The 18,785-nt window shown below is 73.1% G+C and carries 18 protein-coding genes; 7 read left to right on the forward strand and 11 right to left on the reverse strand.

Annotated features, from left to right (window positions below; all coding sequences use genetic code 11):
• Positions 1-150: 150 nt before the first annotated feature.
• The gene (gene ctaD, locus AB0C17_RS02710; RefSeq protein WP_357385972.1) at positions 151-1,908 is read right to left on the reverse strand and encodes a cytochrome c oxidase subunit I; all 1,758 of its coding nucleotides are present in this window, start codon (positions 1,906-1,908) and stop codon (positions 151-153) included.
• Positions 1,909-2,034: 126 nt separating this feature from the next.
• Positions 2,035-3,141: an FAD-dependent monooxygenase gene (locus tag AB0C17_RS02715; protein WP_357476340.1), complete on the reverse strand. Its 1,107-nt coding sequence runs from the start codon at positions 3,139-3,141 to the stop codon at positions 2,035-2,037.
• Between the two features lie 328 nt (positions 3,142-3,469).
• Here AB0C17_RS02715 and AB0C17_RS02720 point away from each other — a divergent pair, with 328 nt between their 5' ends.
• A complete protein-coding gene (locus AB0C17_RS02720) occupies positions 3,470-4,606 on the forward strand; it encodes a cellulose binding domain-containing protein (RefSeq protein WP_357466910.1) in 1,137 nt (378 codons plus the stop codon).
• A 60-nt stretch (positions 4,607-4,666) separates the two neighbouring features.
• Here the strand turns inward: AB0C17_RS02720 and AB0C17_RS02725 are convergent, their stop codons facing one another.
• Positions 4,667-5,449, reverse strand: coding sequence for an aldo/keto reductase (locus AB0C17_RS02725; RefSeq protein ID WP_357385978.1), 783 nt, complete (start codon positions 5,447-5,449; stop codon positions 4,667-4,669).
• A 78-nt stretch (positions 5,450-5,527) separates the two neighbouring features.
• Between AB0C17_RS02725 and AB0C17_RS02730 the strand changes: the two genes are divergently transcribed.
• Both AB0C17_RS02730 and AB0C17_RS02735 read left to right on the forward strand, forming a co-directional pair.
• A complete protein-coding gene (locus AB0C17_RS02730; protein WP_357466907.1) occupies positions 5,528-6,562 on the forward strand; it encodes a DNA polymerase ligase N-terminal domain-containing protein in 1,035 nt (344 codons plus the stop codon).
• 8 nt (positions 6,563-6,570) lie between these two features.
• Complete coding sequence (locus tag AB0C17_RS02735) at positions 6,571-7,752, forward strand: threonine synthase (protein ID WP_357385982.1); 1,182 nt, start codon at positions 6,571-6,573, stop codon at positions 7,750-7,752.
• A gap of 34 nt (positions 7,753-7,786) precedes the next feature.
• On the opposite strand, the gene AB0C17_RS02740 is transcribed toward AB0C17_RS02735, so the two are convergent.
• Positions 7,787-8,179, reverse strand: a complete 393-nt coding sequence (locus AB0C17_RS02740; protein WP_013284343.1) for a cupin domain-containing protein — start codon at positions 8,177-8,179, stop codon at positions 7,787-7,789.
• Positions 8,180-8,531: 352 nt separating this feature from the next.
• Here AB0C17_RS02740 and AB0C17_RS02745 point away from each other — a divergent pair, with 352 nt between their 5' ends.
• A complete protein-coding gene (locus AB0C17_RS02745; protein WP_357476416.1) occupies positions 8,532-9,506 on the forward strand; it encodes a hypothetical protein in 975 nt (324 codons plus the stop codon).
• A gap of 2 nt (positions 9,507-9,508) precedes the next feature.
• Here the strand turns inward: AB0C17_RS02745 and AB0C17_RS02750 are convergent, their stop codons facing one another.
• A complete protein-coding gene (locus tag AB0C17_RS02750; protein WP_357476342.1) occupies positions 9,509-9,790 on the reverse strand; it encodes an iron-sulfur cluster biosynthesis family protein in 282 nt (93 codons plus the stop codon).
• Between the two features lie 314 nt (positions 9,791-10,104).
• Between AB0C17_RS02750 and dacB the strand changes: the two genes are divergently transcribed.
• The gene (gene dacB, locus AB0C17_RS02755) at positions 10,105-11,688 is read left to right on the forward strand and encodes a D-alanyl-D-alanine carboxypeptidase/D-alanyl-D-alanine-endopeptidase (protein ID WP_357476344.1); all 1,584 of its coding nucleotides are present in this window, start codon (positions 10,105-10,107) and stop codon (positions 11,686-11,688) included.
• A 21-nt stretch (positions 11,689-11,709) separates the two neighbouring features.
• Here the strand turns inward: dacB and AB0C17_RS02760 are convergent, their stop codons facing one another.
• The 4 genes from AB0C17_RS02760 to AB0C17_RS02775 form a co-directional block, all read right to left on the reverse strand.
• Positions 11,710-12,021: a hypothetical protein gene (locus AB0C17_RS02760; protein WP_357385989.1), complete on the reverse strand. Its 312-nt coding sequence runs from the start codon at positions 12,019-12,021 to the stop codon at positions 11,710-11,712.
• 87 nt (positions 12,022-12,108) lie between these two features.
• Complete coding sequence (locus AB0C17_RS02765) at positions 12,109-13,014, reverse strand: hypothetical protein (RefSeq protein ID WP_357385991.1); 906 nt, start codon at positions 13,012-13,014, stop codon at positions 12,109-12,111.
• A 121-nt stretch (positions 13,015-13,135) separates the two neighbouring features.
• On the reverse strand, positions 13,136-14,692 hold the full coding sequence (locus AB0C17_RS02770) for a hypothetical protein (RefSeq protein ID WP_357476346.1): 1,557 nt from the start codon (positions 14,690-14,692) through the stop codon (positions 13,136-13,138).
• Between the two features lie 270 nt (positions 14,693-14,962).
• Positions 14,963-15,556 carry a pentapeptide repeat-containing protein gene (locus AB0C17_RS02775; protein WP_357476348.1) on the reverse strand — a complete coding sequence of 198 codons (594 nt, stop codon included), beginning with the start codon at positions 15,554-15,556 and terminating at the stop codon, positions 14,963-14,965.
• A gap of 55 nt (positions 15,557-15,611) precedes the next feature.
• On the opposite strand from AB0C17_RS02775, the gene AB0C17_RS02780 reads away from it, so the two are divergent.
• Entirely contained in the window at positions 15,612-16,844 is a 1,233-nt protein-coding gene (locus tag AB0C17_RS02780; RefSeq protein ID WP_357385997.1) for a serine hydrolase domain-containing protein, read from the forward strand.
• A gap of 55 nt (positions 16,845-16,899) precedes the next feature.
• Positions 16,900-17,541 carry an NAD(P)H-binding protein gene (locus tag AB0C17_RS02785; RefSeq protein ID WP_184682566.1) on the forward strand — a complete coding sequence of 214 codons (642 nt, stop codon included), beginning with the start codon at positions 16,900-16,902 and terminating at the stop codon, positions 17,539-17,541.
• 1 nt (position 17,542) lies between these two features.
• Here the strand turns inward: AB0C17_RS02785 and AB0C17_RS02790 are convergent, their stop codons facing one another.
• Together AB0C17_RS02790 and AB0C17_RS02795 are read right to left on the reverse strand one after the other, a co-directional pair.
• On the reverse strand, positions 17,543-18,007 hold the full coding sequence (locus tag AB0C17_RS02790; RefSeq protein WP_357385999.1) for a PPOX class F420-dependent oxidoreductase: 465 nt from the start codon (positions 18,005-18,007) through the stop codon (positions 17,543-17,545).
• A gap of 31 nt (positions 18,008-18,038) precedes the next feature.
• Positions 18,039-18,680, reverse strand: a complete 642-nt coding sequence (locus tag AB0C17_RS02795) for a hypothetical protein (protein ID WP_357476350.1) — start codon at positions 18,678-18,680, stop codon at positions 18,039-18,041.
• Positions 18,681-18,785 lie beyond the last annotated feature (105 nt).

The following is an 18,785-nucleotide window of genomic DNA, read 5'->3' on the forward strand; positions in this document are numbered from 1 at the left end:
CGACATAACGGACACGAACTGCCGTCAACTTCATGATCAACGGAGACAACCGGCCGGGGCAACCAGCCGGGGGCAACCGGCCGGGAAAGCGGCGGGCGCCGCACCCCCGTGAGGGAGTGCGGCGCCCTGTTCGACGTGGCTGCGCGGTACTCAGCGCTTGTCGAGGTTGCCCGCGGTGTCCTCCTGGTAGCTGGCGCCACCGTTCACCTCGCTGGTCAGCGGCTTCGCGCCGCCCTCGGGCGGCCCGGCCAGGCTCTGCCCGGCGGCCAGCTCGGGGAACTTCGCGTCGAACGCCGGCCGCTCGGAGCGGATACGCGGCATGCGGTCGAAGTTGCGCAGCGGCGGCGGGGAGCTGGTGGCCCACTCGAGCGAATTGCCGTGGCCCCACGGGTCGTCGACCTCGACCACCGGGCCGGTCTTGTACGACTTCCAGCAGTTCCAGATGAACGGCAGCGTCGAGATACCGGTGATGAACGCGCCGATCGTGGAGATCGTGTTCAGCGTGGTGAAGCCGTCGGCGGCCTGGTAGTCGGCGTACCGGCGCGGCATGCCCTCGTTGCCCAGCCAGTGCTGCACCAGGAACGTGGTGTGGAAGCCGATCATGGTCAGCCAGAAGTGGATCTTTCCGAGGCGCTCGTCGAGCATCCGGCCGAACATCTTCGGGAACCAGAAGTAGATGCCGGCGAACACGGCGAACACGATCGTGCCGAACAGCACGTAGTGGAAGTGCGCCACCACGAAGTACGAGTCGTGCAGGTGGAAGTCGAGCGGCGGGCTGGCCAGCAGCACACCGGTGAGACCACCGAAGAGGAAGGTCACCAGGAAGCCGATGGAGAACAGCATCGGCGTCTCGAAGGTGATCTGACCCCGCCACATGGTGCCGATCCAGTTGAAGAACTTCATACCGGTGGGCACGGCGATCAGGTAGCTCAGGAAGCTGAAGAACGGCAGCAGCACCTGGCCGGTGGCGAACATGTGGTGCGCCCAGACGCTCATCGACAGGGCGGCGATGGCGACGGTGGCGGCGACCAGGCCCTTGTAGCCGAAGATCGGCTTACGGGAGAAGACCGGGATGATCTCGCTGATGATGCCGAAGAACGGCAGCGCGATGATGTACACCTCGGGGTGACCGAAGAACCAGAACAGGTGCTGCCACAGCATCGGCCCGCCGGTCGCCGGGTCGTACACGTGGGCGCCCATCAGGCGGTCCGCGGCGAGCGCGAACAGCGCGGCGGCCAGCAGCGGGAAGACCAGGATCGCCAGCAGGCTGGTGACCAGCATGTTCCAGGTGAAGATCGGCATCCGGAACATGGTCATGCCGGGCGCGCGCAGGGTCAGGATCGTGGTGATCAGGTTGACCGCGCCGAGGATCGTGCCCAGACCGGAGATGGCCAGGCCGACGACCCACATGTTGGCGCCGACGCCCGGGGCGTGGTCGGCGGTGCTCAGCGGCGTGTAGGCGGTCCAGCCGAAGTCGGCAGCGCCGCCCGGGGCGATGAAGCCCGCCGTGGCGAGCGTGCCACCGAACAGGTACAGCCAGTACGCGAAGGCGTTGAGCCGGGGGAACGACACGTCCGGCGCGCCGATCTGCAGCGGCACCACGTAGTTCGCGAAGGCGAACACGATCGGCGTCGCGAAGAACAGCAGCATGATCGTGCCGTGCATGGTGAAGAGCTGGTTGTACTGCTCGGGCGACAGGAACTGAAGGCCCGGTTGCGCGAGTTCCGCGCGCATGATCAGGGCCATCAGGCCGCCGATCATGAAGAACACGAACGCGGTGACCATGTACATGATCCCGATCTGCTTCGCGTCCGTGGTGCGCAGCAGCCGCGCGAGGGCCGACCCCTTGACCGGCTCGCGGACCGGCCAGGGCCGGGTCACGACCGGCTTGGGTGCGACGGTGGTCACGAGTGGCCTCCGGTTCTGGTTGTCCCGCTCGGCGCGCTGGTCATCGGCGCAGCCGTCATCCGCAAGGAGGATAGTCCCCGGTAGGTGGCCCCGCCGCGTGGGGTGGGCGGCTACGATCTCGGCCCGCTAGAGGGGGCCGGTCAGGAGCCGGTAGTGCTCCCGGAAGATCCGCCCGCCGCGTCCGCGCAGCAACGGGTCGCGCAGCGCCGGCGGCACGTCGCGGGTGCGGTTGCGGTCCCGGGTCCGGTCCCGCACCCAGCGGGTACGCGGCCGGCGACGGCTCTCGTACGCGAGCAGCGCGGCCTCGACGCTGCCGGCGGCCCGCAGCGACTCGGCGAGCACGACGGCGTCCTCCAGCGCCATTGCCGCACCCTGGGACAACGTCGGTGCGGTGGCGTGAGCGGCATCACCGACGAGCAGCACCCGGCCGTGGAACCAGCGCCCCAACTCGACCTCCTCGGTGCGCTCCACGTGCACGGTCTCCAGCGCGGCCAGCACCTCGGGCACCGGGCCGCCGTAGGAGCCGAACAGCTCGCGCAGGCGGGCGAGCGGGTCGGCGGGCAGGTCGGTGCCGGCCTCGTCGGCATAGCAGTGGAGCCGCCCGGCGCTGAGCGGCACCACCAGGAAGCCGGCCCGCTGGCCGAGCAGGGCGGTCCAGTCCGCGATCCGGGGGCCGCCGCGCACCAGGGCGCGGTAGACCACCTGCCCGGCGGGGCGTGGCGGTCCGCCGAGCGCGGCGAGCGTCCGCACTGCCGAGCGGGGCCCGTCGGCGCCGACGACCAGGTCGTACTCGCCGCCGGTGCCGTCGGTGAAGCCGACGGCGACCCGGCCGGGCAGCGGGTCGACGGTGCTCACCTCGGCGCCGTGGCGCACCGCGCCGCCGGCGCCGGTGAGCAGCACCCGGTGCAGCTCGGCCCGGGGCAGCGCCCGGCACTCCCCCACGCCGGCCCAGAGCGCGTCGAGGTCGACCTCGCACAGCGGCGCCCCGCCGGCGTCGAGGAAGCGCTGCCGGTGGATCACCTGGCCGACCGGGCGCAGCGGCCCGTCGAGGTCGAGCCGGCGCATCGCCCGGGCGGCGTTGCCCGGTAGGTAGAGGCCGGTCTCGGTCGACTCGGTGGGCGGCAGCCGCTCGGTGACGTCGGGCCGGAACCCCGCCAGGCGTAGCGCCCGGGCCACGGCGAGGCCGGCGATGCCCGCGCCGACGACGAGGATGCGCAGGGGGGAACCACCCATCACGGGGTACGCCTCCGGAGGGGGATCGGAACGCGTTGGAGGCAAGACATTACTCGCCGCAACCAGGTGGCGGAAGTGTCCGTGCGCCCTGGCGCGGGCCGCCGGTCGGCGGCGCACCCCGTCCCACCGGCAGGAATCCCGCCCCCATCTGGGGGAAGGGCGCGGCCGGGGCCCTCCCCCGCGCCACCGGGCGGACGCGGAGCGTTAACGACCTCGGCGCATTTGCGCAATGATTTCAGACATGTAAATGTATTCCTTGCATCGTGGGAGCGCTCCCGCCCGTACCCCCGACCTAACGGCGCCGTCCCGCGCCGAGCCAAGGAGCATCATGAAGCGTCCACTCAGGGCCCTCGCGGCGGCCGGGCTGCTCGCCGCCGGCACCCTCGTCGCCGTCGCGCTCGGCGGCACCGCCTCCGCCGACACCCAGATCTGCGAGCAGTACGGCTCGACCACGATCGGCGGCAAGTACGTGGTGCAGAACAACCGCTGGGGCACCAGTGCCCAGCAGTGCATCAACGTCACCTCGACCGGCTTCTCCATCACCCGCGCGGACGGCTCCGCGCCGACGAACGGGGCGCCGGTCTCCTACCCGTCTATCTTCGTGGGCTGCCACTACACCAACTGCTCGCCCGGCACGAACCTCCCGGTGCAGGTGAAGAACATCAGCAGCGCGCCGGCCAGCATCAGCTACAACTACGTCAGCGGCGCGATCTACGACGCCGCGTACGACATCTGGCTCGACCCGTCGCCGAAGCGCGACGGCGTGAACCAGATGGAGATCATGATCTGGCTCAACCGGCAGGGCCCGATCCAGCCCATCGGCTCGGTGGTCGGCAACGCCAGCATCGCCGGCCGGACCTGGGAGGTCTGGCGGGGCAGCAACGGCTCCAACAACGTCATCTCGTACGTGGCGCCGTCGGCCATCCCCAGCTTCAGCTTCGACGCGCTGGCGTTCATCAACGACACCCGCAACCGGGGCGCGATCACAGGTGACTGGTACCTGACCAGCATCCAGGCCGGCTTCGAGCCGTGGCAGGGCGGCGTCGGGCTGGCGGTGAACTCGTTCTCCCAGAACGTCGACACCGGCGGTTCCAACCCGCCGCCGACCACGTCGGCGCCGACCACGCCCCCGCCGTCGGGCGGCGCGTCCTGCACCGTCACCTACAAGGCGGCTAACGTCTGGAACAACGGCTTCACCGCCGACGTGACAGTCAAGAACACCGGCTCCGGCACGATCAACGGCTGGACGCTCAACTACAACCTGCCCTCCGGGCAGACCGTCACCAACGCGTGGAACGCGACGGTGAGCCAGAGCGGCTCGGCGGTGACCGCCCGCAACGCCGGCTACAACGGCACGCTGGCACCCGGCGCGTCGACCAGCTTCGGCTACCAGGCGACGCTGAACGGCAGCTACTCCGCGCCGAGCAGCTTCACCCTCAACGGCTCCACCTGCGCCCGGGGCTGACCACCACGCACGAGGGGGGCGCGGTCCGCGACGGACCGCGCCCCCCTCTCCCGGTACGCCTCAGCCGGCGAGCGCGTCGATGTCGCGCATCTCCTCGGCGGTCAGCGAGAACCCGAACACGTCGATGTTGGCCCGGATCCGCTCCGGCGTGACCGACTTCGGGATGACCACGATCTCGTGGTCGATGTGCCAGCGCAGCACCACCTGGGCCGGTGACACGTCGTGCGCCTGGGCGATGCGGACCAGCACCGGGTCGGACAGGTCGCTGGCCTTGAACGGGCTGTACCCCTCCAGCGCCACGCCCCGGTCCCGGTGGGCGGCGTGCGTGTGCCTGTCGTACAGCGCCGGGCTCCAGCGGATCTGGTTCACCGCGGGCGTCTCCTCGGTGGCCTGGATCAGCTCGTCGATCTGATCGGTCGAGTAGTTGCTCACCCCGACCGTGCGGGCCATGTTCTCGTCCCGCGCGGCAAGCATCTCCCGCCACACCGGGATGCTGTCGCCGGGCGCGGACGGCGGCCAGTGCACCAGCCACAGGTCGACGTAGTCGGTGTCCAGGGCGGCCAGGCTGGCCTCGATCGTCTCGCGCTCCCGGCCCACCCGGTCCGGCGGCAGCTTGGTGGTGATGAAGACGTCCTCCCGGCGCAGCCCGCTCTCCTGGACCGCCCGGCCCACCTCCTTCTCGTTGCCGTACATGGTGGCCGTGTCGATGTGCCGGTAGCCGGCGTCCAGCGCGGCGAGCACCGCCTGGAACCCGGCCTCGCCGGTGGCCTGCCACGTGCCGAAGCCGAGCAGCGGGATCCGGACGTCACCGGCGAGCGGGAGGGTGGGCTGATCGAGGTCCATGTCCCCCGTTCTACCCCGGTTCGCCGCGCACACACCGGCATCCCGGCGCGTACGGCACGTCTGGGGGAGGATGCGGGGATGGCGGACCGGCTGGAGGAGTACCGGCGGAAACGGGACGCCGCGCGTACCCCGGAACCGGTGCCCGAGCGGGTGCGGGGCCGGAAGCGGTCCGCGCGGCGCGCGCCACGCTTCGTCATCCAGCAGCACCACGCCCGGAGCCTGCACTGGGACCTGCGGCTGGAGCACGACGGCGTGCTGGCCTCCTGGGCGGTCCCGCGCGGCCTGCCCCGCGACCCGGGCCGCAACCACCTGGCCGTGCACACCGAGGACCACCCGATGGAATACCTGACGTTCCACGGCGAGATCCCCGCCGGGGAGTACGGCGGCGGGCGGATGACAGTGCACGACACCGGCACCTACCGCGCGGAGAAGTGGCGCGACGACGAGGTGATAGTGGTGCTCGACGGCGAGCGCACGAAGGGACGGTACGTCCTGTTCGCCACCGGTGGCCGGGGCCGGGACTGGATGATCAGGCGCACCGACCCGGCGCCGGAGGGCTGGACGCCGATGCCCGAACTGGTCCGCCCGATGCTCGCCGCGCAGGGCGGGCGGCTGCCACGCGACGCCGCCGCCTGGGGGTACGAGCCGCGCTGGGCGGGCGTGCGCGCGATGGCGTACGTCTCCGGCGGCCGGCTGCGGCTGCTCGACGGCGACGACACGGAGATCACCGGCTCGTACCCCTGGGCGCGGGCGATGGCCGAGGCGCTGGCCCCGGCGGAGGCGGTGCTCGACGGCGTGCTGGTCCGGATCGACCCGGCCGGGCGGGTCCGCGCGCCGACCCGGCGCGACGGGCAGTTCCTCGCCGTCGACCTGCTCTGGCTGGAGGGCGTGTCCAGTCTCGACGTGCCGTACGCGCAACGCCGTGACCTGCTCGACGGTCTGGCGCTCGCCGGTCCGCACTGGCAGACTCCGCCGTGGTTCCCGGGAGTCGGCGCGGACGCCCTACGGGCCGCACGTGAGCAGGGGCTCCCGGGAGTGGTGGCGAAACGCCTCGACTCCCCGTACGAGCCGGGCCGGCGCAGCCGGCACTGGCTGAGCATCGACGCGAGCTGAGGACCACCGTGCATCTGACGCACCTGGAGTGCCCGCGCTGCGGCCGTGAACATCCGGCCGACGTGTTGCAGAACCTCTGCGGCTGCGGCTCGCCGCTGCTGGCCCGCTACGACCTCGCCGCGGTGGCCGCCACCGTCACGCCGGAACAGTTCGGGCTGCGCCCGGCCGACCTGTGGCGCTACCGCGAGCTGCTGCCGGTGGCCGATCCCCGGTGCGTCACGACGCTGGGCGAGGGCTGGACGCCGATGTGGCGCGCGCCCGCGTACGGCCACGAGATCGGTGTGGCGGACCTGATCGTCAAGGACGAGGGGCTGACCCCGACCGGGTCGTTCAAGGCGCGCGGCGCGTCGGTGGGCGTGAGCCGGGCCCGGGAGCTGGGCGTGCGGCGGATCGCCATGCCCACGAACGGCAACGCCGGTGCGGCGTGGGCCACCTACGCGGCGCGGGCCGGGATGGGCGCGACGATCGCCATGCCGCTGGCCGCGCCGACGATCTGCCGCGAGGAGTGCCTCGCCGCCGGCGCCGACCTGCGGCTCATCGACGGCCTGATAAACGACGCGGGCCGGGAGATCGCCGAACTGGTCGCCGGATCGGACGGCGGGATCTTCGACGCCGGCACGCTGCGCGAGCCCTACCGCCTGGAGGGCAAGAAGACCATGGGGTACGAGATCGTCGAGCAGCTCGGCTGGCAGGTGCCCGACGTGATCGTCTATCCCACCGGCGGGGGCGTCGGGCTGATCGGCATCCACAAGGCGCTGCACGAGCTGCGCGAGCTGGGCTGGGTGGAGGACCGGCTGCCCCGGCTGGTGGCGGTGCAGTCGACCGGGTGCGCGCCGATCGTACGGGCGTTCGCGGCCGGCGAGGACCGGGCCACCCCGTGGGCGGACGCGCACACAGTCGCGTTCGGCATCACGGTGCCCGCCCCGCTCGGTGACGAGCTGGTCCTGTCCGCGCTGCGGGAGAGCGCCGGCACCGCGATCGCCGTTGACGACGCGGAGATCCTCACCGACCTGCGTGACTTCGCCGCCCGGGAGGGGCTGCTGCTCTGCCCGGAGGGCGCGGCGTGCCTGACCGCCACCCGGCACCTGCGTGCGGGCGGCTGGATCCGGCCCGGGGAGCGCGTGGTGGTGCTCAACACCGGGGCCGGTGTCAAGTACCCGGGCCTGGTGCACAGCGGGGCGCCCGTCTGACCTGCGCGGTCGTGGCGCCCCGCTCGGCTGGGGTTCAGGAGGTGGGCGGCTCGTCCTCGCCCGCCTCCTCGGCGGCGTCCGCCTCCTCCTTCGTCTTGTGCACCGCGCCGTCGGCGTGCTCCGGCGGGCCGTAGACGGTGTAGAGCACCAGCGGGTTCGGTCCGGTGTTGACGAAGTTGTGCTTCGTGCCGGCCGGCACGACCACCAGGTCGCCGGAGACGACCTCCTTCTTCTCACCGGCCACCCGCGCCTCGCCGGTGCCGCTGACGAAGGTGAGGATCTGGTCGATGCCCTCGTGCACCTCCTCGCCGATCTCGCCGCCCGGCGGAATGGTCATGATGACCAGCTGGGTGTGCTCCCCGGTCCAGAGCACGCGGCGGAAGTCGGGACTCTTCTCGGCGACTGTCGCGATCGTGAAATGCTCCATGGCTCGCTCATACCCCGATCACGCGCCCGCCACGCCGGGAGTGGCAGATGGTGGAATTCCCCACGCCCGGCGGGTTTGGCTCCCTCCGGAAGGGGCATGTGCTCCCGACAAGACCGGTGCGGTGCTGGCCGGTCGAGCCAGGTCCCCGTCGGCGTACCGCCGTACGGCTGCGGTGGCGGGAGACGGCCGGAGCGCGGCGACGTTACGACCGGAGGTCGTGCGGCGCCGTGCGCTCGTCTCCGCGCCCGGACGGCCTCTCGCCGGTTCCCCCGCTAGAGCCTGACGCGGCGCAGCCCCCTGGTTACTCTGAAGTATGGTGCCGCTCCGAGGTCGGCCGACGGTCTACCGTCCGGTGCTGGCCGCGCGGCGTGGGGAGCTGGAGGCGCTGGCCCATCTGGACGACGCCTCCGCCGCGCTCGTCGCACCGGTCCTCGACGTCCCGGCGGGCAGCCCGTCCATCGTGGACGGCCTGACCCGGCTGCCGGACGGGCTGCTGTGCGCGGTCGACGTGTCGGCGCTGCCGGACGCCCCGGAACACGATCCGGTCCGCTGGGGCGTACCGCTGGTGCCGGTGATCGGTCTCGCGGACAGTGACCGGCGGCTGGCCGCGCACGGCGCGGCGGCCCGGGCCTGGGCGCACCACGCGGTCGTCCGGTTGCGGGTCGGCCCGGACCGCGCCGGACCGGACGCGGCCACCGCGGCGGCGGAACGGGTGTGGCGGGTGACCGGCCTGCTGCCCGAGCAGTGCGACCTGCTGCTCGACGCCGGGGACGTGTGCTGCCGGGCCGACGTCCGGCTGGCCGAACCGCGGCTCCGGCGGGCCGCGCAGTGGGCACTGCGGCACGCCTGGCGTTCGGTGACGGTGGCGGCCGGCGGGATGCCGCCGGCCCTGTCCCGGCTGCCGGTGGACGAGCCGGTCCGGCTGGACCGCCACGACTGGTCGCTCTGGCGGCGCCTGGCCGACCTGCGCCTCGGTTACGGCGACTACGGCGTGGGCTGCGCGGTACGGGACGCGGACGAGCCGGGCGACCGGGCACCGACGCTGCGCTGGGCCGACGACGAGGCATGGTGGGTCTACCGCTGGTCGCGGCGCGGCGGCCGGGCCGACGACCGGTTCGCCGACCTGTGCCGCACGCTGACCACCGCGCCGCACTGGTCACCGGCCGGGGCCGGCTTCTCCTGGGGCGACCACGAGGTCGTCCGGCGGGCGCGGCGGGGCGCCGGCGCGGGCTCACCCGCCAACTGGATCGCGTGGAGCACCTCGCACCATCTGGCGCACGTGCTGGCCGCGCTGGTCCGGCCGGAACCGGACCAGCGCGCCGGCTGAGCTCACTCCTGCTCGGTGAACCCGAACTGCACCACGCCCTCCTCGTCGACGACCGCGTCCACCGACGTGTCGTTCAGCAGCTCGGCCGCGTCGGAGTCGAGGAAGATGCGCGCCCCTTCGGTGTCCACCACCTGGTCGCCCTGCGCCGGCTGCGGCACCAGCTCGATCGAGAGCGAACCGGCGTCGGTGTCGGCGGCGATGCGCAGCCCACCGGCGTCGGCGACGTCCTGCTGGGCGGCGAGGTCACGGATCACCAGGACGGCGTTGTCGGTCATGGTCAGCATGGCTGAACTCCTCATGGCTGGATGTCGGGTTCCGCGGGCGACACGGCCCACGCGGTCGGCTCGCGACCCGGAAGCGGGCGGAACAGGTTCTCGCCGCGCTGGAGGCAGGGCGTTCCACCGCCCTCACCCCCACCGTGCCCGCTGCCCGGTCATCCGTCAAACGGAACCCGATGATCGGCCGCTCCCCGGTGAACAGGGGTTTCCCCCGGCCCGGCCGGGGAACTCCCCGCGTTCGCGGTGTCCGCGCCGGCCCCGCAAATAACCTTTCACGCGGGAGTCTTCTCCGCAGGAAATCTCCATGGCAGCATCTGCACATGGATCGTCGCCTATTCCCCCGGACGCTGGCGGTGCTGGTGCTGGTCGCCACCGCGGCCACCGCCGGCACCACCACCGCCACCGCCGAAGCGCCCACCCCCGCGCAGACCCGGCTGCACGCCACCATCGACGCGGTCCTCGCCGACAGCCGGCTCAACGGGGCCCAGGCGGGCGTGGTCGTCGTCGACACCACCACCGGCCGCACGCTCTACGACCGCAACGGCACCCGCCGGCTCATCCCCGCCTCCAACACCAAGCTGCTCACCTCGGCCGCGGCGATGGAGCTGCTCGGCCCGGGCCACCGCTTCGCCACCGAGGTCAGCACCGACGGGCAGCGCCACGCCGGGATGCTCTCCGGCGACCTCTACCTGCGCGGCGGTGGCGACCCGACCATCCTCGCCGCCGACTACGACCGGCTCGCCCAGCAGGTCGCGGCGGCGGGCGTACGGGTGGTCGCGGGCGACCTGGTCGCTGACGACACCCGGTACGACCGCGACCGGCTCGGTCCGGACTGGACCTGGGACGACGAGCCCTACTACTACGCCGCCCAGGTGTCCGCGCTCACGGTGGCCCCGGACACCGACTACGACGCCGGCACCGTGATCGTGCGCGCCGCGCCGGGCACCCGGGAGGGAGCCCGCCCGAAGATCACCATGACGCCGGAGAACGGCTGGCTGCGCATCGACAACCGGGCCGAGACGGTCGCCGACGGCGAGACCACAATCTCCTTCGAACGCGAGCACGGCGGCAACACCGTGGTGGTGACCGGCCAGATCGCGGTCGGCGAGGCAGCCGAGAGCGACTGGGTGACCGTCTGGGAACCGACCGGGTACGCCGCCGACGTGTTCCGCTCCGCGCTGCGGCGGCACGGCGTACGGGTGCTCGGCCGGACCGTGCTCGGCAGCGCCACCCCGGACACCGCCAAGCCGCTCGCCCGGCACGACTCGATGCCGCTGGCCGACCTGATGGTGCCGTTCCTCAAGCTCTCCAACAACGGGCACGCCGAGGTGCTGACGAAGGAACTGGGCCGGCAGCTGTCCGGTTCCGGGACCTGGGCCGCCGGCCTCTCCGCGATCAGCGGGTACGTGGGCGACGCCGGGGTGGACACCGGCACGCTGCGCCAGCGCGACGGGTCCGGCCTGTCCCGGCGCAACTTCGTCCCGCCGGCCCAGTTCGTCACGCTGCTCTCGGCGGTCCGCGCCGAACCCTGGTTCGACACCTGGTACGCCGCGCTGCCGGTGGCCGGCAACCCGGACCGGTTCGTGGGCGGGACGCTGCGCAGCCGGATGGGCGGCACGCCCGCCGCGAACAACGTGCACGCCAAGACGGGCAGCCTGACCGGGGCGTCGGCGCTCTCCGGTTACGTCACCGACGCCGACGGGCGGCTGCTCGCCTTCTCGATCGTGCTGAACAACTACCTCACCTCGTCGGTGAAGGGGCTGGAGGACCAGATCGCGATCGCGCTGGCCGCGTACACCGAGAAGGAGACGGCGACCGCCCGGCGGACGGTGCCCACCGCGCCGGACTCGCCGCGCGTGCCGGAGGGGCGGGAGTGCTCCTGGGTGAAGCCCGCGCTCTGCTGACCGGCCGGGCCGCCCCGGCGCTCAGGCGCCGGGGCGGTACGGGCGCGGGCCGGCCCCGGGATCGCCCCGCTCGACGAGCGCGTCGATCTCGGCCGGCGGCAGCCCGCGCAGGGTGAGCACCCGCCGGCCCCACCGGTGCAGGCGGCACGGGTGCGGGCTGGCGTCGTTGCGGCAGACGGTCCCACCCGACCAGGTCCGGGGCGCGTGCACCACCACCGCCCGCACCGCGAACTGGACGTCCTCGACCGTCACGTACGGCGGCATCGGGATCTCGCGCGGCACGTCGGCGTCGCTACGCGGGCGGGCGGGGACGACGGGGGCAGAGCCGGTCATCGGTCGGGCCTCCACAGAGGATGGTCGGACGTGGCAACGGAAACCTACGACGCCCGGCCGGGTAGGCGACGGACAAACTGTCCCCGCTCAGCGCAGCGCCACCGCCTGGAGGCTGACGTTGCCGCAGTCGCCCAGTGACTCCTCCACGGTCCAGTTCAGCAGCAGCTTCGCGCCGCGCGGGGCGCGGAACCTGACGGTGAACTCGGTGGTGAGCGCGGTGTGCGGATCCTCCATCCGCAGCGTGGTCACCGGGCCGCCGGTGGAGACGCGCACGTCGAGGCGGCCACGGGCCATCCAGAGCCCGGCGTACAGACGCACCGTTCGCGGGCTCCCGTCGGCGGCCACCGCCAGGTTGAACCCGCTGCCCCGGTGGCAGGTGTAGACGCCGGACATGGTGCCGCTCGCCGAGGCGACAGGGGCGCCGTCGCCCCAGGCGTACGCCTCCGGGTTGTTGCTGAAGCTCTCCCGCCGCCCCCGGCCGCCCTCGTCGCGGATCTCACCGGAGCCGCCCCGCTTGCGGACCGCCCGGTCGGCGCCGATGAGCCCCCAGTGGACCCAGTCGGTGGGGCCGGCGGCCGTGAGGTCGACGGTGGCGGGCACCTCCGCGCGGGTGACCGTGACGGTCGGCGGCAGCGCGCTCGGCGGCGACGGCGACGGCGTGGACGGCGACGGGCTCGGCGACGGCGGCCGCTGCCGGGGGCGCAGCCCCGGGTTGACCACCGTCTCGCCGGCCTCGTTCGGCAACCCGACCGGGCCGGGCGGAGCGACGGGCAACCCGGCGTGCTCCTCGCGCGGCGCCTCGTGCCGTTCCCCGCCGAGATAGAACGCCAGCGCCGCCAGGCAGAGGACCGCGGCCAACCCTTCCAGCATCAACCGCCGCCGACGGCGCAGCCGGCGCAGCGCGGACCGGGTACGCGGAAGGCCGTGCCGATGCGATCCGGGGCCGGTACGCGGACGGTCCTCCTGGCCCACCACACCCTCCACTTCGGTCACCGCACCGTCCGATACGACCGGAGCGTGACGGGCTTCACGGTGTCACCGGAAGAGAGTTCGCGCCACATGTCGAGCGACGGGAGTTTCCAGTTCGTTACCTCACGGCCGGCCACCGGGCCGCTCAGCTTACCGTGATCGCCTGCAACGCCACCCCGTCGTTCTGCCCGCCGGTCACCGTCAGGGCCTGCCACCTGATCAGCAGCCGCTCCCCCGGCGTCGCCCGGAAGCGGATGACGTACTGGTAGAAGCGGTCACCCGCGGCGAGGGCGACCTCGCGGACGGCGGGATCGCCGCCGCTGGACAGCGACAGGTCCAGCCGCGCGCCGGCCGAGAACGTGCCGACGAACAACCGGACCGTACGCGGCTCCCCGCTCCCGGCCACGCCGAGCGTGAAGCTCTTGCCGGCGCCGCGCTGGAAGACCCCCGCGCGGGTGCCCTCCTGGGCGGCGGTCGGCGTGCCGTCGGTCCATTGGAGATCGCTGGCGCCCGCGTTGTGCTCCAGCCGCTCGCCGCCCGGATCCTGGATCTCACCCGTGCCGCCCGCCTTGCGATGGAAGCTGTCCGCGCCGGAGCCGCCCCAGTGCCGCCAGTCCCGCGTACCGAGCGCGGTGAGCGACACCGTCCCGGGCAGCGGCACCAGGTCCACGTCGAGCAGTGGACCGCCGGGCGACACCGGGTCACCGGTGACCGGCGCCTGCTCACCCGCTGCTTGCTTTGAGGGCGGCGCCTGCGCGCTGGGCGCCTGTGCTGTGGGCGCCTGTTCGCTGGGTGCCGCGACCGGCGCGGTTTCCCGGATCAGCGGCGGCGTCCCCGGCGACCGGGCGGCGTACGCGAGCGCGGCCACCAGCCCGGTCACGGCCACCGCCGCCAGTACGGCACGCCGGCGTCGGCGCCGGGCCCGGGCCGCGGCGACCCGGGTGGCCGGGGCATCGGGCGCGGGCCGACGCGCCGGGCCGGCGATCGGGCTCGGCCGGGTCTTCGCCGCCCGGCCCGAAGCGGGGAGCCGATCTTTCGCCGCCCGGCCCACGACGCTCAGCCGCACGCCGATCCGGCCGGCCAGGTCGGCGAGTCGCGCCGGGATGCTCTCCGGGGCGGAGTGCCGGCCTGGTCTCGCCTCCACGTCGGCCTCGTGCGACGGGCCGGGTTCGGCCGGATCGTGTGAGGCGCCCGCCCGAACCGGCGACGCAGCGGACAGGTGCAGCCCGATCGGAGCCGGCCCGACCAGCGGCACCCGGCCGCCGGGCGGGTTCGGTCGCGGCTCGGGCCCGGCCGGTACACCTGCCCCGGTGGCGAGCGGACCCGGAGCGAGCGGACCAGAAGCCAGCGGACCAGGAGCCGGCGGGCCGGGCGCGAGCGGAGTCGTCGCGGGTGGGGTGGGCGCGGGCACGTCGGCGGGGAGCGGGCCTGAGGCGGGCAGCTCGGGCGTCGGCGGTCCGGCGGTGCGTGGCGGCGGCCATTCAGCGGTACCGGGCGGTTCCAGATCGCGGACGGTCACCGGATCGGGCGCGTCGGCCGGTGGACGGTCGCCGTCGGCCGCCGAACGGGGTGCGGCGGGCTCCGCGTCCCCGGGCAGGCGGCGTGGACCGGCGGGCCGCTCCGGCGCGTCTGCCGAATCGTCCGGCGTGGGCAGCCAACCCCCGACCCGGATTCCGGTCCGCGCGATGTCGTCCTCAGCCACCGACCCTCCCTCGGCCACCGGCGGCGAGCGGCCCGGCCCCGTGGCTCGCCGTAGGGAGGATGACACAGAACGCGATCTTGCAGAAGGGCATCAGTCCGCGCGATTCCCACGCGCGACACCCCGCCGCACCCCTCCCTGAACCAGATCTTGGAAGAATTAGGCCCCCATAGGGGCCATTTCCTTCCAAGATCTCCCCAGGCTCGCCCACCGACGCACCGGGCGGGTGGGCGGGCGCGCGCCGGGGTGGGCGGTGGGTGGTCAGTGGCGGGCTCAGCCGACCTGGAAGCCGAGCGCCTGGGCCAGCACCATCGCCTGCTCGACGTCGATCCGCGCGCCGGAACGCTGCACCGCCGTCGGGTCGAGCGAGGACAGGTCGCTGCCGCGCAGGTCGGCGCGGATCAGCTTGGCGGCGTGCAACTGGGCGCCGGAGAGGTCCACGCCGGTCAGCGTCGCGCCGGTCAGGTCGGCGCCGGTCAGGTCGACCTCCCGCATCCGTACGTCGGTGATCCGCGCCCCGCGCAGGTCGGCTCCGGCGAGCGTGACGAAGGACCAGTCGCCCCGGTCGATCCGCAACGGGCGCAGGTCGCAGCGGTCGAACGTGCTGCCGACCAGCTTGCAGCCGGTGAACTCGGCCTCGAACAGGTTGCACTTGCTGAACGAGCACCTGGTGAACGCCGAGTCGGTGTGCCGGGAGGCGTTGAACGCCACGTTGCCGAACACGCAGTCGGTGAAGACCGCGCCCCGGCTGACCGCCTCGGTCAGGTCGGCGTGGAAGAACTCGCACCGCACGAAGTGCCGGTCGGCCAGCTCCTCGGCGTACCAGTCCTCCTGGCGGTAGGTGACGTCCTCGACCTGCTCGGGCATGCCACCGACAGTAGTGACACTTCCCGGCCGCGATACCTGCGGGTAGGTTCGCGTCGTGAGCGTCACGGTGAGCACCGACCCCGGCCACGTCGGCTTCGATCCCGCCCGGCTGGCGCGGATCGACGAGCACTTCGCCCGGTACGTCGACGACGGCCGCCTCGCCGGCTGGCAGATCGTCGTCACCCGCCGGGGCGAGGTCGCCCACTCCTCGACGTACGGGCTGCGGGACCGGGAGGCCGGTACGCCGGTCGAGGCGGACACGCTGTGGCGCATCTACTCGATGACCAAACCGATCACCTCGGTCGCCGCGATGATGCTCTGGGAGGAGGGCCGGTTCGAGCTGAACGACCCGGTCAGCCGCTGGCTGCCGGAGTTCGCCGACGTCCGCGTCTACGACCGGGGTTCGGTGCTCAAGCCGTACACCGTGCCGGCGGTCGAGCCGATCCGGATCTGGCACCTGCTCACCCACACCGCCGGCCTGACGTACGGCTTCGCCCAGGTCTCGGTGGTCGACGGCCTCTACCGGGCGGCGGGCTTCGACCTGGGCGTGCCGCCGGGCGCGGACCTGGCCGCCGCCTCGGCCGGGCTGGCCCGGCTGCCGCTGCTGTTCCAGCCCGGCACGAGCTGGAACTACGGCGTCTCCACAGACGTGCTGGGCCGCCTGGTCGAGGTGATCTCCGGGCAGTCACTGGAGGCGTTCTTCGCCGAGCGGATCCTGGGCCCGCTGGGCATGACCGACACCCGCTGGTGGGTGGACGCGGCGGACGCGAAGCGCCTGGCCGCCCTGTACGCCCCGCACCCGGCCACCGGCCAGGCGGTACGCGCCGACGGGGTGGGCCGGGCCGCGCTGGCGGAGCCGACGTGGCACTCCGGCGGCGGCGGGCTGGTCTCCACGGCGGCCGACTACCACCGCTTCACCCAGTTCCTGCTGCGCGGCGGTGAGCTGGACGGGGTGCGCCTGCTCGGTCCCCGCACGGTGCGCTTCATGACCCGCAACCACCTGCCCGGCGACCGGGACCTGGCCTCGTTCTCCCCGGACGGCTTCGCCGAGACGATCCTCGACGGGATCGGCTTCGGGCTGGGCTTCGCGGTGGTGCTGGACCCGGTGCCGTCGCGGGTGCCGAGCAGTGTCGGCGAGTTCTACTGGGGCGGCCTGGCCAGCACCGCGTTCTGGGTGGACCCGGTGGAGGAGGTCACCGCGCTGCTGTTCACCCAGCTGATGCCGTCCAGCACGTACCCGCTGCGCAGCCAGTTGCGCCAGCTCGTCTACTCGGCGATCGTCGACTGAGCCGGTTCGGCGGAACGCCCCGCCGCCCGCCGGTGGGCTGCCTAGCCTGTGAGGAATGAGCGACATCGTCGTGTTCGGTGCCGGTGGGACGGCGGGATCGCGGATCGCGGCCGAGGCGGTCGAGCGGGGGCACCGGGTCACAGCGGCGGTGCGGCGTCCGGAGGCGGTCGGCTATCTACCACCCGGCGTACGCACGGTGACCGGCGACGCCACCTCGGCGCGGAGCGTACGCGAACTGGCGCAGGACGCGGACGTGCTGGTGGTGGCCATCGGCGGCGGCGAGCGGGAGCTGTGGCGCGACGCCGCGCGGACGCTGGTCGACACGCTGCGGGAGCTGCCCGATCCGCCCCGGGTGATCCACGTCGGCGGCGGTTCGACGCTGCTCACCCCGAAGGGCACCCGCTACCTGGACGAGCCGGACTTCCCGGAGGAGTACCGGGACTCGGCGCACGGCCAGGCCGACGCGCTGGAGTTCTACCGCTCCAGCGCCGACGGGGTCACCTGGACGTACGTCTCCCCGCCGCCGCTGGAGTTCCACCCGGGCGAGCGGACCGGGCACTACCGGACCGGTACCGACCAGCCGGTGACCGACGCGCAGGGCCGGTCGGTGCTCACCTACGAGGACCTGGCCGTGGCGATCGTCGACGAGATCGAGAATCCGCGGTTCGGCAACGCCCGGTTCACCGTCGCGTACTGAGTCAGCCGGCCAGCCGGGCCGGGAAGCCGCCGGTGGCGATCGGACCCCAGGACTCGATGGTGACGCGGATCAGCGACTTGCCCTGCGCGACCATCGCCGACCGGTACTCGTCCCAGTCCGGGTGCTCACCGGAGATGCTGCGGAAGTACTCGACCAGCGGCTCCAGCGCCTCGGGCAGGTCGAGCACCTCGGCCACGCCGTCGACCTGCACCCACGGGCCGTTCCAGTCGTCGGAGAGCACGCACGCGGACACGCGCGGATCGCGGCGGATGTTCGTCACCTTGGCCCGCTCCGGATAGGTGGAGATCACCAGCCGGCCCTCGGCGTCCACCCCGCAGGACACCGGGGAGGACTGCGGGCGGCCGTCGGAGCGGGTGGTCATGAGCACGACCTGGTGCCGGGGGCGGAGGAACTCGATCAGGGCGTCCCGGTCGACCCGGGTGTTCTTCGCGATGCTGCGTGCCATGCCTCGGTTCTACCAGCCCGGTCGATGGTCCTCAGCGCGGACGGCCGGCGGCCCGCTGTGCGGTGACCTGTTCCGGCACGCGCGGGCGGGCCGCCGGCCGCCAGGCACGGCCGTTGGCGTAGATGACCCGGAAACCGAGGTACGCGGCGAGCGGCGCCCAGTGCGCCGAGCGCATCCGCACCTCGGCGGCGTTGTGCCGCTGCCCGTTCGCGAGCACGTCGAGCAGCACCGTCTCGAAGGCGGCCGACTCGACCCAGTCCACCTCGCGGGTGAAGCCGCAGATCAGCGCCGCGCCGGTGATGTCGAGGAACTCGCGCAGCGTGGCGTCGGAGGCGCGCAGCACCGAGCAGCTGCCGAAGTAGAGGCGTCGGCCCTCGCAGCGGCCGGCCATCCGCTCGGCCACGTCGGACAGCTCGACCGAGTCCCAGTCGGTGAGGCAGAGCCGGCTCGGCTCGCCGTGCATGGCGAAGAAGCCCACCCGGTGGTCCGCGTACTGCTTGAGCAGCCAGCGGTCGACGAAGTAGAACAGCTCGTCGCGGGTGGCCGCGTCCTTGTGGATGTAGCGGATCCGGCCGAGCCGTTCGAGCAGGTCGAGCGTGGGCAGGACGGACCCTCGCTCGTTGAGGTCGCGGTGCCACTGCCCCTCGATGCAGAACACGCCGCCACGCGCCAACGCCCACCTCCCGCCCGTCGAGGTCGCCGCCCGGGTCCGGGAGCAGACGTTACCGCTCACCTCCGACGGGCGACACCCGGCAGCGCGTTCGCAAACGGGCACTAT

The sequence above is a fragment of the Micromonospora sp. NPDC048887 genome (genome assembly GCF_040649715.1).
Classification (GTDB): Bacteria; Actinomycetota; Actinomycetes; order Mycobacteriales; family Micromonosporaceae; genus Micromonospora.

Bases quoted from the DNA above. Each gene is read 5' to 3' on its own strand.
- AB0C17_RS02715 (WP_357476340.1), bottom strand. From the start codon at position 3,141: ATGGGTGGTTCCCCCCTGCGCATCCTCGTCGTCGGCGCGGGCATCGCC.
- AB0C17_RS02720 (WP_357466910.1), top strand. From the start codon at position 3,470: ATGAAGCGTCCACTCAGGGCCCTCGCGGCGGCCGGGCTGCTCGCCGCC.
- AB0C17_RS02725 (WP_357385978.1), bottom strand. From the start codon at position 5,449: ATGGACCTCGATCAGCCCACCCTCCCGCTCGCCGGTGACGTCCGGATC.
- AB0C17_RS02730 (WP_357466907.1), top strand. From the start codon at position 5,528: ATGGCGGACCGGCTGGAGGAGTACCGGCGGAAACGGGACGCCGCGCGT.
- AB0C17_RS02740 (WP_013284343.1), bottom strand. From the start codon at position 8,179: ATGGAGCATTTCACGATCGCGACAGTCGCCGAGAAGAGTCCCGACTTC.
- AB0C17_RS02750 (WP_357476342.1), bottom strand. From the start codon at position 9,790: ATGCTGACCATGACCGACAACGCCGTCCTGGTGATCCGTGACCTCGCC.
- dacB (WP_357476344.1), top strand. From the start codon at position 10,105: ATGGATCGTCGCCTATTCCCCCGGACGCTGGCGGTGCTGGTGCTGGTC.
- AB0C17_RS02760 (WP_357385989.1), bottom strand. From the start codon at position 12,021: ATGACCGGCTCTGCCCCCGTCGTCCCCGCCCGCCCGCGTAGCGACGCC.
- AB0C17_RS02775 (WP_357476348.1), bottom strand. From the start codon at position 15,556: ATGCCCGAGCAGGTCGAGGACGTCACCTACCGCCAGGAGGACTGGTAC.
- AB0C17_RS02785 (WP_184682566.1), top strand. From the start codon at position 16,900: ATGAGCGACATCGTCGTGTTCGGTGCCGGTGGGACGGCGGGATCGCGG.
- AB0C17_RS02790 (WP_357385999.1), bottom strand. From the start codon at position 18,007: ATGGCACGCAGCATCGCGAAGAACACCCGGGTCGACCGGGACGCCCTG.